We start from the raw sequence: 14883 nt of genomic DNA, 5'->3' as shown, positions 1-14883 counted from the left end.
TTGGCGGCGACGCCGCCGGCTCTGCTGGTGGCTTCACTCACGGCCGAGCACCTCCTCGGCACTGACGGGACGAACGCTGGCGCTCATGACCTCGCGATAGGCCCGGCTGCGCTCCAGCAGCTCCGAGTGGGTGCCGACGTCGCTGATCCGCCCGTGCTCGAGCAGCGCCACCCGGTCCGCCATAGCGACGGTGGAGGGGCGGTGCGCGACGATCAGCGTGGTGGTCCGGTTCAGCACCTCGCGCAGCCGGTGCGTCACGGCCTCCTCGGTGCGGACATCGAGGGCGGAGAGCGGATCATCGAGCAGCAGCACAGAAGGCGCGGAGGCGATCGCGCGGGCCAGCGCCAGGCGCTGGCGCTGGCCGCCGGAGAGGCTGAGCCCCTCCTCACCGACCGGGGTGTCCACACCCTGGGGCAGGGTCTCCACAAATTCTGCGTCGGCCGTGATCAACGTCCGGCGCAGCACCTCGTCGAGCTGATCTGGCGCAGGTGCGGCGTCACGGTGCGGGTGCTGCGGGTCGTCGACGTCGCGCAGGTGTGAGGTGCCCAGCAGCACATTGGACTTCACCGAGGTGGAGAACAGGATCGGGTCCTCGAAGGCGACGCCGATCCGTGAGCGCAGGTCTGCGAGGCTGTAGTCCTTCACGTCCACCCCGTCGATCCGGATGGCGCCGCCGGTGGTCTCGTAGAGCCTGGGGATCAGGTTCAGCAGCGTGGAGGTGCCCCCGCCGGTGGCGGAGACCAGCGCCATGGTCTCTCCGGGCCGGACCTGCAGGGTGACCCCGTCGATCAGGTCACGGTCCCCGGCCTTGGTGTCGGGGTAGCGGAAGTGCACGTCGTCGAACTCCAGCACGCCGCGCTCCGGGGCCACCACAGGCGCGTGGGGTGAGGTGATCTCGGTGGCGGTGTCCATCACGTCGGCGTGCCGGTCGATCGCGGTCTTCGCGGTGAAGGTCATCCCCAGCATCATGCCTACGCCTTCGATCGGACCCTTGAGCACCGCGGCGGTGGCGAAGAACGCGGCCAGGGCACCGATGGTCACACCGGTGGTCTCCTGGTTCGCGACCTGCCAGAGCCCGATCAGCAGGCACAGTCCGAGGATGCCCTCGGGCAGGATCACCATGGCCATCAGGAACTTCGCCAGCGTGCGGGCCTTGGAGACCTCGAGGTCGCGCAGCTCGTCGGCCTCCTCGGTGAAGCCCTCCTGGGCATAGTCTCCGCGGCCGAAAGCCTTCAGCACGCGGATCCCGTGGACCGATTCTTCGACCTTGGTGGCCACATCTCCGGCCTGGTCCTGCGAGGCGCGCGAGTAGTGCACGAACTTCTTCCGGAACCGCGGTCCGATGATCATGATCGGCAGCGCGGCGCCGAGGAAGACCACCGCCAGCAGCGGGGAGAGCGTGGCCATCAGGGTGAAGCCCACCAGCAGGCTGACCACCGAGGTGATGAGCATCAGCGAGCCGAACGCGAACCAGCGGCGCAGCAGGTTCAGGTCGGCGATCGCGCGGGACTGGAGCTGTCCGGCACCCCATGCCGAATGGAAGGACGCGGAGAGGTCCTGGAGCTTGTCGAAGAGCCGCGTCCGCATGGAGGTCTCGGCGTCCGAGGCCGGCGGGATCACGAAGAATCGGCGCAGGTAGACCAGCCCAGCCTCCAGCACGCCCAGCCCGAGGATCACCGCACCCGCGGTCCAGACGGCGCTGACCTGTGCGTTGTCATCCAGTAGGGAGTTCACCAGGACCTGAAGCACCTGCGGGATGGACAGTGCGACGACGCCGGCGCCGATCGCCGCGATCAGACCCAGGGTCCAACGCAGCTTGAGGCCTTCGAGGTAGGGCCCGAGCCGGGCCAGGGCCTGCCAGAGCGTACGACTGCGCCCGGGGGACTCAGTCATCTCAACTCCTGCAGCTCGTTGCATCAAGCAACTAACCTATGTCGTTTCGTGCTGAACTTCAATGAGTGTGGCCTCCGGCGGGCAGAACAGCCGCACCGGGGCTGTGCGGGAGGTTCCGATGCCCGCTGAGACGTGGAGCGGGACCTGCCGGGCAGGCTCCCCCGGCTGGCCCGGCACCGACTGCGCCGGCACCTGCACAGAACTCAGACCCTTGGCCTGGGGCCGCGGCAGGTCGCAGTTGGTCACCAGCGCGCGCCCGCCGGGCAGGCAGATCTGTCCACCGTGGGTGTGGCCGGCGAGGATCAGCTCGGCTCCGCTGCCGGCCAGTGTGGCCAGCGCCGCGGAGACCGGGGCGTGGGCCAGACCGATGCGCAGCGGATCGGGGATCGAGCCCTGCACCTGGACCGACTCCCCGGGCGCGGGCCAGCCCTGGAACTCGTCTCGGGCGATATGCGGATCATCCACTCCGGAGAAGGCCAGGGGCCGTCCGGCCACGGTCAGCTGGGCGGTCTGGTTGTTCAGGTTCTTCCAGCCGCTGGATTCGAAGCCGCCGAAGAGGCGCTGCCAGTCGAGCTCCTTGGGGTGCGCATCCAGACTGGAGGGGCCGCGGAAGTAACGCAGCGGGTTCTTCCAGGTGGGCGCGTAGTAGTCGTTGGATCCCCCCACGAAGACTCCGGGGAACCGGCGCAGCGGCTCCAGCGCCTGGAGGACCTCGCCCACGGCGTCCGGGTGGGAGAGGTTGTCACCGGTGTTGATGACCAGGTCGGGCTTCAGGTCCGCCAGCGACTGCAGCCAGGCGAACTTCTTGCGCTGGCCCGGGACGTAGTGGATGTCTGAGATGTGCAGGATGCGAAGCCCTGCCCCGGCGCGCAGCGGCACGGTCACGTGGCGGGTCCGGAAGTCATTGACGCCCAGGCCCACCACCTTCAGGGATGCGGTGGCGCTCAGTTGTCGTCTCCGCCGCCGTTGTTGGAGCCGCCGTTGTTGCTGTCGTTGTTGCTGTCGTTGTTGTCGGAGTCTCCGCCGTCGGAATCGTCGTCGAGGTCAACGGCGGAACCGTCGGTGCCGGGGTCTCCACCCTCGGACACGGTGCCGCCGTCGCGATACCGGGCGCGGTCGCGCCGGTCCTCGAACGGGGAGTCATCGGCCTCGCGGAAGTCGGAGGTGTCATAGTCGTCCCCGACCTGCTCCATGTACTCCAGCCACATCGGGGCCGCCAGGGTGGAGCCGAAGAACTCTTCGTAGAACTCACCGGCGACGGTGCGCCCACGGTAGCCCTGGTTGCTCTCGGGGTTGCCGATCCAGCTTGCGGTGGACACACCCGAGGAGTAGCCGACGAACCAGGTGTGGGCCGCCTCGTCGGTGGTGCCGGTCTTGCCAGCCATCGGGAACGGCGGGTCGCCTGCGGCGATGGTGCCCTCGGCGATGTTGATGGTGATGTCGTTGACCTGCGCGACGATGTCCTCGTCGACGACCTGCTCACAGTTGGCCTCGGGGACGTCGTACTCGTTGCCATGGGTGTCGGTGACCTCGAGGATCGCGCGGGGCTCGCAGAAGGTCCCGTCGGCGGCGAAGGCGGCATAGGCGGCGGCCTGAGTCAGGGGCGCGATCTCGTCGGTGCCCAGCACGAACGAGGGGTTCTGTGGAGAGAGCCCCTGGCTGGTATCGGTCGCCCGGTGGACGCCCAAGCGGTCGGTGAGATCGGTGATGGCGCAGAGGTCCATGTCCGCCGCGGTGGCCAGGGTCGCAGTGTTCACCGAGAAGTAGACGCCATAGTCGATGGTCATCCGGCGATTGGAGTCTTCCTCGACGTTGCCGACGCTCCAGTCCTGATCCGAAGTGGTGTAGCCGCGCTCGAGGCAGCTTGCCTCCCAGCGCGCAGTGTCACCCCATTCATCGACGGAGGCATCGACGACGTCGTCGGTCTCGCCGCCTTCTTCGAGGTATGCCGCGACGACGAAGGGCTTCAGCGAGGATCCGGGCTGGAAGCCGTTTCCACCGCCGTCCTCCGCGTCGACGTTGTAGTTCAGCGTGGTGTTGCCGTCACCCTGTTCAGGAGTGAAGTTGCGGTTCTGCGCCATGGCGAGGATGTTGCCGGTGCCTGGCTCCACCGAAGAGATCGCGGCACCGGCACCGGAGCTGTCATCCGCGGGAACGGTCTCCATGACGCCCTCCTCTGCGGCGGTCTGGGCGTCCGGGTCCAGCGTGGTGGTGATCCGGAGTCCACCGCGGTCGAGCAGCTCTTCGCGGGCAGCCTCATCGGGGCCGAAGGTGTCGCTGGCCAGGATCTCGCGACGCACGTAGTCACAGAAGTAGGCAGCCATGCTGGCGGAGACGCAGCCGACCTCTTCGCGGTTGACATCCAGTCCGAGCCCGGAGCCGAGGGCCTCGTCGTATTCCTCCTGGGTGATGAGTTCCTCGTCGAGCATCGAGCCGAGCACGATGTCCCGGCGGGCCTGGGAGGCTTCGGGGAAGACCTCGGGGTTGTAGCCGTTCGGTGACTGCACCATGCCGGCCAGGACTGCGGACTGGGCCACGTCGAGCTCGGAGGCCGGGATACCCCAGTAGTACTGGGCGGCGGCCTCGACGCCGTAGGTGCGGCCACCGAGGAGCACGATGTTCAGGTAGCCCTCGAGGATCTCGTCCTTGGTCATCTCCTGCTCGACCGCGACGGCGAGCTTCATCTCGCGCAGCTTGTCGGCGTAGGTCTTCTCGCCGGTGCCGGAGATGGTCAGGCGGCCCTCGCCGCTGATCACCACCGCGTTGATCAGCATGTTGTTCACGTACTGCTGGGTGATCGTCGAGGCGCCCTGCTGGGTATCAGAAGTGGCGTTGTGCACCAGCGCACGGGACAAGCCGCGGGGGTCGACGCCGCCGTGCTCATAGAAGCGCTCGTCCTCGATCGCGATGATGGCGTCGATCATCTCCTGGGAGATGTCCTCCAGCGCGACCGGCTGCCGGTTCTCCGCATAGAAGGTCGCCAGCTCTGTGCCGTCGGAGGCATAGATGTAGGAGGGCACGCTGAGCGGCTCCTCCGCCAGCTCGGCGGGGATGTCTTCGAGGATGTCTGTGCCGGCGGCCGCGGCGGCGCCGCCGGAGGCCGCCAGCGGGAAGATCAGCCCTGCTGCCAGCAGGCCGCAGAGAGCACTCACGCCCAGGAAGGACATGATCTTGCCGACCGTGGTGGCAGTATCAAACAGGGGAGATTTACGTGACGCCATGGGCTTCATCTTAGCGGCACGGTCTGTGCGCCTGCGCGAGGTGACGTCACGCGGATCTGGGCGGGCTCTTCTTGGTCCCGGCGGGCGTCCGTTAGTCTGAGAATATGAGTGCATCTGAGACCCAATGGGAATACGCGACGATTCCGCTGATCATCCACAACACCAAGGGCATCCTGGACCAGTGGGGCGAGGACGGCTGGGAGCTGGTCACCGTGCTTCCCGGCCCGGAGGGCAACGCCCCCGTGGCCTACCTCAAGCGGCCGCGGAACTGAGTCACACACCATGGCTGAGCAGATCTCTGCAGTTGAAACGCGCCTGGCCGAACTCGGCCTGAGCGTTCCCGAGGTGGTCCCCCCGGTCGCCTCCTATCAGCCGGCGGTCATCGCCGACGGCGTGGTCTACGTCTCCGGGCAGCTGCCCTTCGTCGACGGCGCGCTGCCGTTGACCGGCAAGGTCGGCGCCGAGGTCTCAGAAGACCAGGCCTACGAGCTCGCCCGGCAGTGTGCGCTGAACTGCATCGGCGCGCTGAAGGCGGCCGTGGGTGATCTCGACCGGATCACCCGGATCGCCAAGGTGGGCGGCTTCGTCGCCTCGGTTCCGAGCTTCACCGGTCAGCCCAAGGTGCTCAACGGCGCCTCGGAGCTGCTCGGTGCGGCCTTCGGCGACGCCGGGCAGCATGCCCGCAGCGCCGTGGGCGTGTCGGTGCTGCCGCTGGACACCCCGGTGGAAGTCGACCTCATCGCCCATGTCCGCTGAGGCCTCCCCGGTCTTCACCCAGGACAGACGCTGGCAGGACCAGGAGCGCCGCTGGGCCGCCGTCGGCTTCGCCCCGGTGATCATCGGCGGCGACGCCGGAGCCTATGGCGCAGCACGGGCCTTCCATGAGGCCTACGGCATCACGTCGCTGGTGCTCTCGAAGCACCAGATGTGGATGATCGCGCATTCGAAGATCATCACCCACCTGGAGATCGAGAACGGCACGGTGATGGAGCATGTGCGCACCGGGCTGAACCTCGCACCGATCCGGCGGCTGCGCGATCAGGGGATCCCGATCCTGCTGCTGGGCGCGATCGACTCCACCGTGCAGGCGATCATCGAGCTGCGCGAGGCGCACCCTGAGGACCTGGGCGACGACGTCGTCGTGCCCTATGTGGACCGGGCCCGTTTCGACGCGGCCACCGTCAAGGACAACTTCACCGCGCTGGCCGAGAGGCTCGGCGTGGATCACCCGGTCACCCGGGTGGTGGACTTCGGCGCCGCTCTGGACACCCAGCTCCCGCTGGATCTCAGCTTTCCGGTATGGGCGAAGCCTGCTGATGTCACGGCCTGGTATTGGACCGAGTTCGAGGGCAAGCACAAAGTGCACCGGGTGGAGACTTCCGAGGATCTGGCCGATCTCTTCGCCAAGGTCCACGCGGCCGGGTACCGGGCGCGCTTCGTGGTGCAGGAGGAGGTCCCGGGCGATGACCAGAACATGCGGGTGCTGACCTGCTACGCCGATCAGAACTCGGTGATCCGCTTCGCCTCCTGGGGCGAGACCGTGGTGGAGGATCACTCCCCCGCCGCGCTGGGCAACCCTTCGGTGATCCTCACCACGAAGAACTCCGAAGCGGTGGATCAGGCGCAGAAGCTGCTCACCGAGCTGGGTTGGGTGGGTTACGCGAACTTCGACCTGAAATTCGATCCGCGCGACGGAAAGACGAAGTTCTTCGAGCTCAATCCCCGGCTGGGTCGCTCCAGCTACTACATCACCGGGGCGGGCAACAATCCGGTGGAGTACTACGTGCGGGACTTCATCCGCGGCGAGCTCTCAGCCGATGGCGACACATCCCGCGTGGAGGATCAGCAGGAGACGGTCTACACCGTGCTGCCGGGCTGGCTGGCCGGCCGGTATGTCTCTGACCCGCAGCGACGACGCCGGGTCGCAGGGATCCTGCGCTCGGGCGGTGCGCGGAACCCGTTCTTCTACGCGGCTGATCGCAGCCCGCGCCGGGTGGCGCTCCTGCTGGCCGCGCAGGCCTCCCTGGTGCGCAAGTTCCTCCGCTTCTATCCGCCCTCACGGGTCACCGGGGAGTAGCCTCCGAGCGTCACCCGCAGATCAGGCGCAGATCAGGCGCAGATCAGGCGCAGATCAGGCGCAGACATAGAAGGAGCGCCCGGCGATTCGCCGGGCGCTCCTTCTATGTCTGGGATCAGTGCTGGTGGAGACCAGCGGGTTCGGCTCAGCGGGAGCGCTGGCGGATCCGCTGGATGTCCAGGATCACCACGGCGCGCGCCTCCAGGCGCAGCCAGCCGCGCTGGACGAACTCGGCCAGCGCCTTGTTCACGGTCTCGCGGGAGGCGCCGACCAGCTGGGCCAGCTCCTCCTGGGTGAGCTCGTGCGCCACCAGCACGCCGTCCGGAGCCGGGCGGCCGAAGCGGTCAGCCAGGTCCAGCAGCGCCTTGGCGACGCGTCCGGGGACGTCGGAGAAGACGAGGTCCGCGAGGGACTCGTTGGTCCGGGTCAGCCGCTTGGCCAGTGCCTGGAGCAGCTGCACCGAGACCTCTGGGTTGGTGGTGATGACGTTGCGCAGGCTGTCATGGCGCAGGCCGGCCAGTCGCGTCTCGGACACGGCAGTCGCCGTGGCGGTGCGTGGCGCGGGGTTGAACAGCGCCATCTCGCCGAAGATCTCGCCCGGGCCGAGGACGGCAAGCAGGTTCTCACGGCCGTCCGGGGTGGTGCGTCCCAGCTTGATCTTGCCGGAGATGATGAAGTACAGCTGATCACCCTGGTCACCCTCGTGGAAGACGGATGACCCGCGGGACAGGTCGACCTCGTTGAGCTCTTTGATGAGGGCGCTGAAGACGTCGTCGTCGAGCGTGGCGAACAGCGGTGCGCGGCGCAGTACTTCAAGGTCCATGGGCGATCCGTTCTTCCTGGATGTGTGAGATAAACAGAGTCTCGTTGCTTAGAAGTTACCAGTTCGCCTCGACGTGCGGAAACGTTCAGCAAGCGGCCAGGGATTCTATGTCATTCTTTGGGGACCGATTCCGTCGGCCGACAGCCAGGCCCAGCGGTCCCAGAGCAGCAGTCCCGAACCGCAGAGCCACGATCCCCCTGAACCATAAGGAGCCCGCCGCCGATGGGAATCACCATACTCGACGTGATCTTGGTGGTGGTGCTTCTGGGCTTCCTCATCGCAGGCCTGCGCAGGGGCGTCTGGGCCACCCTCGGCGGTGTCTTCGGATTCCTCATCGGCGCGACCGCGGCGTTCTTCGCGATCCCGCTGGTCGCATCCTGGGTCCCTGATCCGCTCTGGCGGGTGATCGCGGTGCTCGCCGCCGCCATCGTGCTGGTGGCCGCCGGGCACGGGCTGGGATCCGCCGCCGGGGCCGAGATCCAGAGGATGTTCAAGTCCCGCGCGGTGCGCGGCCTGAGCTCGCTGGTCGGCGGTGTGGTCAACGTGGTGGTCGCCGTGTTCGTGATCGCGCTGCTCTCCTTCTCGATCTCCGCCATGGGCTTCCCCGCAGTGAACCAGGCGATGAAGCAGTCCACCGTGCTGAGCACCGTCGACTCCGCTGTGCCCGATCAGGCAGAGTCCTGGTTCGCCCAGGTCCGCTCCGCGGTGCTGGACTCCGACATCCCGGAGCTCGCACAGCTGGTGCCCGAGCCTGCGGAGCTGCCGGAGAACCAGGACCTCAATGACGCCGGCGTCGCCTCCGCCGCCTCGGTGGGGAGGATCACCGGGGTCGCGGAGCAGTGTGGGCAGTCCCAGTCGGGGTCCGGCTTCGCCGTCTCCCCCACCCGGGTGGTGACCAACGCCCATGTCATCGCCGGTGTGGCCGAGCCTGCGGTGGAGATGCCGGACGGCGAGGTGCTCACCGGCCGCGCGGTGCACTTCGATCCCGCCTCCGACCTGGCCCTGATCGCAGTGGACGGCCTCGATGTGGCGCCGCTTCAGATGAGCGAGGGGGTCGACGTCGGAGATTCGGGCTACGTGATGGGACACCCCGCGGGCGGGCCGTTCTCCGCGGGCAGTGCGGTGATCCAGGCGCGCGACGTCTCCCAGGTGAACAACATCTACGGCAGCTCGCCGAGCACCCTGGAGATCTTCCAGCTCAGCGCCGATGTCCGGCAGGGCAACTCGGGCGGGCCGTTGATCGATCGGGCCGGGGACGTGGCCGGCGTCGTGTTCGCCCGCGCCGTGGAGGGCAGCAACGTCGGCTTCGCGATCACCGCGGACCAGGCAGGGGATGTTCTGACCGATCCGGATCGCTACTCCGAGACCGTCTCCACCGGGCAGTGCACCGACCGCTGAACACAGCTCCCTGAGGTGCGGAGCCCCAGGAGCGGAATCCCAGGGTCGATGCCCCCGAGTCGGGCAGCCCCAGGGGTCAGAAGACCAGTTCGGTCCCGGTGAGGCGCTGGTAGGCGTCCAGGTAGCGCTGTCGTGTGGCGCCGATGACCTCCTGCGGAAGCGCCGGCGGTGCCTGCCCGGCGCTGCGGTCCCATCCGGACGCGGCCGAGGTCAGCCAGTCGCGGACGAACTGCTTGTCGAAGGAGGGCTGTGCGGCCCCGGGCTCCCAGCTCTCGGCGGGCCAGAAGCGTGATGAGTCAGGGGTCAGGACCTCATCGGCCACGGTGAGCGCGCCGCCGGGGTCGAAGCCGAACTCGAGCTTGGTGTCCGCCAGGATCACCCCGGCCTCGCGGCAGATCTCCTCGGCCAAGACGTAGATCCGCAGCGTCGCGTCGCGCAGCTGCGTCGCCACCTGCACGCCCACGGTCTCGGTGAGCGTCTCGAAGCTGATGTTCTCGTCGTGATCACCCTGGGCGGCCTTCGAGGACGGGGTGAAGATCGGCTCGGGCAGCGCGGAGCCGTCGGTGAGGCCCTCCGGCAGCACCAGCCCGGTCACGCCGCCGGTCTCCCGATAATCGGCGAGCCCGGACCCGGTGAGGTAGCCGCGGGCGATGCATTCGGCCTGGATCATCTGCAGGTTCCGGCAGATCATCGCGCGCCCGGCGACAGCTTCGGGCACCTCGACCGAGACCACGTGATGCGAGATCCCGGCGGCCTCGAGCTGATCGAACCACCACAGGCTGAGCTGGGTGAGGATGATGCCCTTGTCGGGGATGGGGCTGGAGAGCACGTGGTCGTAGGCGCTGATCCGGTCGCTGGCGACCATCAGGATCACGTCCTGACCGTCCCAGGGGGATCCGGGGGCGGGCCGGTAGAGCTCGCGGACCTTCCCGGAGGACACGTGCACCCAGCCGGGCAGGTCTTCGGCTGACTGGTCGGCTGTTTCGCCGGCGGGGTGCACCGGGAGGCGCGCGGCCGACTCGCTCGGTCCCGCGTCCAGCTGGACGTCACTGCGGAGCTGGATCTCTCCGGCGAGCGCCTTCGCGGCGATGTCGGTGCGGTGCTGCTCGCCCTCCCAGGAGAGCTCCTGCACCCCGGCGTAGGCGCGCTGCACAGCCTCAGCCAGCGAGTCACCGGTGCCGACGACGGCGAGCACCCGCCCGCCGTCGGTGGTCAGCCGGCCCTGGTCGTCTGCGGCGGTGCCGGCGTGCAGCACTGCCACGCCGTCGAGGTTCTCGGCCTGCGCGGTGCCGGTGATCACGTCACCCCTGCGCGGGGTCTCCGGGTAGTTCTCCGCGGCCATCACGACGTCGGCGGCGTAGCCCTGCGCCCAGTCAAGGGTGCGGGCGCGGCCGAGCGAGCCGGTGGCGCAGTCCAGCAGCAGCTGACCCAGCGGTGTGGCCAGGCGTTCGAGCACCGCCTGGGTCTCGGGGTCGCCGAAGCGGGCGTTGAACTCGATGACCCGGACCCCGCGGGAGGTGACGGCCAGCCCGCAGTAGAGCACCCCGACGAAGGGGGTGCCGCGGCGGGACATCTCGGCCAGGGTCGGGGCGGCGACGGTGTCCACCACGATCTGCACGAAGTCGCGCTGGGCGCCGGCGGCGTCGGTCTCGGTGTACCCGGTCAACCAGTCCAGCGGGGTGTAGGCGCCCATGCCGCCGGTGTTGGGGCCGGCGTCGTCGTTGAAGATGCGTTTGAAGTCCTGCGCCGGGGACAGCGGCACCAGGTTCACCCCGTCGGAGAGGACGAAGAGCGAGACCTCGGGTCCGTCGAGGAACTCCTCGATGACCACCGAGCCGCCGGCGGCGAAACAGGCCTGGGCGTGGGCCAGCGCCTCGGCGCGGTCCTCGGTGACCACCACGCCCTTGCCGGCGGCGAGCCCGTCGTCCTTGACGACATAGGGCGCGCCGAACCGGTCGACGGCGTCTTGCGCCGCGGCGAGGTCGCTGACGTGCACCGCTCCGGCGGTGGGCACCTCGGCGGCGGCCATGATCTCCTTGGCGAAGGCCTTGGAGGCTTCCAGCCGCGCGGCGGAAGCGGAGGGCCCGAAGGCCGGGATCCCTGCCTCGCGGACGGCGTCGGCCACTCCTGCGGCCAGCGGCGCCTCGGGACCGATGACCACCAGGTCGAAGCCGCCGGCGACGGCGAGCGCTGCCACCGCGGCCCCGTCCTGGGCGTCGACGCTGTGGCAGCGGACCTGCGCTGCGATGCCGGCGTTGCCCGGCGCGGCCTCCACGGTGGTGACTGCTTCATCGCGCAGCAGTGCTCGGACGATGGCGTGCTCGCGGCCTCCGGGGCCGACTACAAGTACCTTCACGCCGCTCAGCCTATCGAACGGCGGACTCCCGCGGGTCCGCCTCGGCCGCGCGCGGCCCTCACTCCGTAGACTGAGCCCATGACTGATGCGCGCCTCTCTGCCGAAGCACCCTCGGTGCCGCCCCTCCCCGGATCCGCCGAACAGCAGGACCTGCACGCGGCCTCGGTGGCGGAATCGGCCGAACTGGCAGTGGTGACCCGCGCCGGCGTCGTCGAGTCCCGGCACATCGGCTCCGCCGTGGTGGTGGGACCTGACGGTGCGGTGCTGGAGTCCATCGGCGCTCCCGAGCGGCTGATGTTCCCGCGCTCCACGCTGAAGCCCTTCCAGGCCATCGCCTCGCTGCGCTCCGGCGCGCTGATCTCACCGGAGGCGGTCGCCCTGGCCTGCGGCTCCCATGTGGGCTCGCGCAAGCACCAGGAGCTCGCCGCGAGCATCCTCGCCGCCGAGGGCCTGGACGAGTCGGCGCTGAAATGCCCGTCGGCCTGGCCCTCCCGCAACCATGACCTGCGCGTGCATCTGGAGGCCGGCAAGACCGAGACGCCGCTGGCCTTCAACTGCTCCGGCAAGCATGTCGCGTTCCTCGCCGCCACCCGGACCAACGGCTGGCGACTCAACACCTACCTCGAGCGTTCCCACCCGCTGCAGCGGGTGATCATGGACGTGATCACCGAATACTGCGGCGAGGAGCCGACCGTGGTCGGGATCGACGGCTGCGGAGCCCCCGCCCCGGCGCTCTCACTCACCGGACTGGCCCGCGGATTCTCCAAGCTGGCCGCCTCCACCTCGCGCCGCGACGCCGAGGTCCACGCGTTCACCGTGAACCAGGCGATGCTCGACTACCCCTGGGCGGTGCACGGCCGCGGCGAGGCCAACACCGTGGTGCTCGAAGAGCTGGGCCTGACCGCGAAGCTCGGCGCCGAGGGCGTCCTGGTGGTCGCGGCCCCGGACGGCACCGCCGCCGCGGTCAAGGTCCTCGACGGATCCTCCCGCGCCACGAACCTTGTCGCGCTGAGCCTGCTGGCCGCCCGCGGGGTGATCGAGCTCGACGCTCTGGGCCCGGTGCTGCGCAAGATCGTCAAGCCGATCACCGGAGGACTCGCCGCGGAGCAGGTGGGCAGCATCCGCCTGGCCCCCGCGCTGCTCGAACGCCTCTGAGGCCTCCCGTCGACTGAAGCGCACGGGTGCCAGCACCAACCGGGTTTTTATTCCACACATCGTCCCGGTTTCGCGTATTGGTGAACTACCCGGCCCAGCGCCTGATCAGCTTGTGCCGCACCGCGCAGGGTCATAGCGTCGAGGAGTCCGCCGCTTCGGCGGGCAGGTCACCGATCGACCACTGACAAGCGAGGCACAGATTTCCATGGCCGACTACAAAGTCACCAACCCTGCCACCGGTGAGGTCGAGGCGGAGTTCGCCACCCTCACCGACGATCAGCTGAGCGCGACACTCGATCACGCCGCCGAGACCTTCACCAGCTGGTCGAAGACCGAGCTCTCCGAGCGCGCCGACCTGCTGCGCCGCGCGGCGGCGATCTACGAAGAGCGCAAGGACGAGCTGGCCACGATCATCACCCGCGAGATGGGCAAGCCGATGACCCAGGCCCGCTCCGAGCTGGACATCGTGATCTCGATCTTCCACTACTACGCCGATCACGGTGCCGAGTTCCTCGCCGATGAGCCGATCACCGACTCCCCAGACGGAAGCGCCGTCATGCAGAGCCGGCCCGTCGGCGTGCTGCTGGGCATCATGCCCTGGAACTTCCCGTACTACCAGGTGGCCCGCTTCGCGGTGCCGAACCTGATGATCGGCAACACGATCATGCTCAAGCACGCCTCGCAGTGCCCCGAATCCGCGGCGGCGATGGAACAGATCTTCCGCGATGCCGGCTTCCCGCAGCACGCCTACACCAACGTGTATGCCTCCAGCGCGCAGATCGCAGACATCGTGATCCCGGACCCCCGCGTGGCGGGCATCTCACTGACCGGCTCCGAGCGGGCCGGCACCAAGGTCGCAGCCGTCGCCGGTGAGAACCTCAAGAAGGTCGTCCTTGAGCTGGGCGGCAATGATCCGCTGCTGGTCCTGGATCGCGAGATCCTGCCCGCAGCGGTCAAGGGCGCCGTGCAGGGCCGGATGGCCAACGCCGGACAGGCCTGCAACGCCGCCAAGCGCGTCATCGTCCCGGCAGAGTTCTACGACGATTTCCTCGAGCAGTTCCAGCAGGCGCTGTCCGAGATCAAGCTGCTCGACCCGCTCTCCGAGGAGGCCTTCATCGGCCCGATGTCCTCGGCCCAGGCCGCCGAGGATCTGCACGAGCAGGTCCAGGACGCCGTGGAGAAGGGCGCCACCCTGCACCTGGGCGGCGACTTCGACCAGCGCCGGGGCGCCTGGTACCAGCCCACCCTGCTGACCGGGATCACCCGTGAGATGCGCGCCTACGGCGAAGAGCTCTTCGGGCCGGTGGCGATGGTCTACAAGGTCGCCGATGAGGAAGAGGCCGTGAAGCTGGCCAACGACACCCAGTACGGTCTCTCCGCCTCGGTGTTCGCCACCGACGTGGAGCACGCTCAGCGGATCGGCGAGCAGATCCACACCGGCATGATCTTCGTCAACGAGCCCGCCGGCACCTCCGCCCAGCTGCCCTTCGGCGGCGTGAAGCGCTCCGGCGTGGGCCGCGAGCTCGGCCCCTACGGCATGGCGGAGTTCGTCAACAAGCGCCTGGTCAAGATCGCCGGAAGATGAGCGGCTGAGCATGGCACGACGTCGCATCACCGCCGTCAACGGCATGGCCGCGGTCCGCGCGTGGGAGTCAGGAGACTCCGACCGCCGGACCGTGGCCACCGCTGTGCGGTATTGCCTCGAGGAGCTCGCCGAGGTGGCTCCGGGGAACTCCGTGGAGGTCCGGGTCCCGCCCTTCGGGGTGACCCAGTGCGTCGAAGGCCCCTCCCATTCCCGGGGCACTCCCCCGAACGTGGTCGAGCTCGCCCCGCAGGACTGGTTGGAGCTCGCCACCGGGGTCACCGGATGGGAGACGGCACGCGCCGCCGGGCGGATCTCCGCATCGGGCACCCGCGCCGACCTCTCGGCGCTGCTGCCACTTCGCCGGTGAACCGCGGG

General features: G+C 68.7%; 12 protein-coding genes. 7 read left to right on the top strand and 5 right to left on the bottom strand.

All coding sequences use genetic code 11. The features are described from left to right. Window positions 1–33 precede the first annotated feature (33 nt). From LTH96_RS11550 to LTH96_RS11540, 3 genes are read right to left on the bottom strand one after another with little or no spacing between them, the layout of a single operon-like run. Window positions 34–1893: an ABC transporter ATP-binding protein gene (locus LTH96_RS11550; protein ID WP_241465963.1), complete on the bottom strand. Its 1860-nt coding sequence runs from the start codon at window positions 1891–1893 to the stop codon at window positions 34–36. Window positions 1894–1929: 36 nt separating this feature from the next. Beyond that, the gene (locus LTH96_RS11545) at window positions 1930–2814 is read right to left on the bottom strand and encodes a metallophosphoesterase (protein ID WP_241465961.1); all 885 of its coding nucleotides are present in this window, start codon (window positions 2812–2814) and stop codon (window positions 1930–1932) included. 23 nt (window positions 2815–2837) lie between these two features. Further along, window positions 2838–5114: a transglycosylase domain-containing protein gene (locus tag LTH96_RS11540; protein ID WP_241465959.1), complete on the bottom strand. Its 2277-nt coding sequence runs from the start codon at window positions 5112–5114 to the stop codon at window positions 2838–2840. A gap of 104 nt (window positions 5115–5218) precedes the next feature. On the opposite strand from LTH96_RS11540, the gene LTH96_RS11535 reads away from it, so the two are divergent. Genes LTH96_RS11535 through LTH96_RS11525 form a run of 3 tightly spaced genes read left to right on the top strand, consistent with a single transcriptional unit; the run spans window position 5219 to window position 7191 of the window. After that, window positions 5219–5386, top strand: coding sequence for a hypothetical protein (locus tag LTH96_RS11535; RefSeq protein WP_166645872.1), 168 nt, complete (start codon window positions 5219–5221; stop codon window positions 5384–5386). A gap of 10 nt (window positions 5387–5396) precedes the next feature. Then, window positions 5397–5870, top strand: coding sequence for a RidA family protein (locus LTH96_RS11530; RefSeq protein WP_241465957.1), 474 nt, complete (start codon window positions 5397–5399; stop codon window positions 5868–5870). Next, window positions 5860–7191 (top strand): hypothetical protein, encoded by a 1332-nt coding sequence (locus tag LTH96_RS11525; protein ID WP_241465955.1) that lies wholly within the window; start codon window positions 5860–5862, stop codon window positions 7189–7191. Before LTH96_RS11530 ends, LTH96_RS11525 begins: the two co-directional genes overlap by 11 nt. A 145-nt stretch (window positions 7192–7336) precedes the next feature. Here LTH96_RS11525 and LTH96_RS11520 read toward each other — a convergent pair whose 3' ends face one another. Continuing rightward, window positions 7337–8014 carry a Crp/Fnr family transcriptional regulator gene (locus LTH96_RS11520; protein WP_036477681.1) on the bottom strand — a complete coding sequence of 226 codons (678 nt, stop codon included), beginning with the start codon at window positions 8012–8014 and terminating at the stop codon, window positions 7337–7339. A 222-nt stretch (window positions 8015–8236) separates the two neighbouring features. On the opposite strand from LTH96_RS11520, the gene LTH96_RS11515 reads away from it, so the two are divergent. Next, complete coding sequence (locus tag LTH96_RS11515; RefSeq protein WP_241465953.1) at window positions 8237–9412, top strand: MarP family serine protease; 1176 nt, start codon at window positions 8237–8239, stop codon at window positions 9410–9412. Window positions 9413–9488: 76 nt separating this feature from the next. Here the strand turns inward: LTH96_RS11515 and purD are convergent, their stop codons facing one another. Then, the gene (purD, locus tag LTH96_RS13355) at window positions 9489–11768 is read right to left on the bottom strand and encodes a phosphoribosylamine--glycine ligase (RefSeq protein WP_241465951.1); all 2280 of its coding nucleotides are present in this window, start codon (window positions 11766–11768) and stop codon (window positions 9489–9491) included. Between the two features lie 78 nt (window positions 11769–11846). Here purD and LTH96_RS11505 point away from each other — a divergent pair, with 78 nt between their 5' ends. From LTH96_RS11505 to LTH96_RS11495, 3 genes are all read left to right on the top strand, one after another. Beyond that, a complete protein-coding gene (locus LTH96_RS11505) occupies window positions 11847–12923 on the top strand; it encodes an asparaginase (RefSeq protein ID WP_241465950.1) in 1077 nt (358 codons plus the stop codon). Between the two features lie 205 nt (window positions 12924–13128). Continuing rightward, entirely contained in the window at window positions 13129–14508 is a 1380-nt protein-coding gene (locus LTH96_RS11500) for an NAD-dependent succinate-semialdehyde dehydrogenase (protein WP_241465948.1), read from the top strand. A 10-nt stretch (window positions 14509–14518) separates the two neighbouring features. Further along, window positions 14519–14875, top strand: coding sequence for a sterol carrier family protein (locus tag LTH96_RS11495; RefSeq protein WP_241465946.1), 357 nt, complete (start codon window positions 14519–14521; stop codon window positions 14873–14875). The last annotated feature ends 8 nt before the right edge of the window (window positions 14876–14883 follow it).

Source organism: Nesterenkonia sp. LB17 (assembly GCF_022565915.1).
Taxonomy (GTDB): domain Bacteria; phylum Actinomycetota; class Actinomycetes; order Actinomycetales; family Micrococcaceae; genus Nesterenkonia.
The sequence above is the reverse complement of the archived record's forward strand: the minus strand, read 5'-3'. Positions and strand labels throughout refer to the sequence as shown.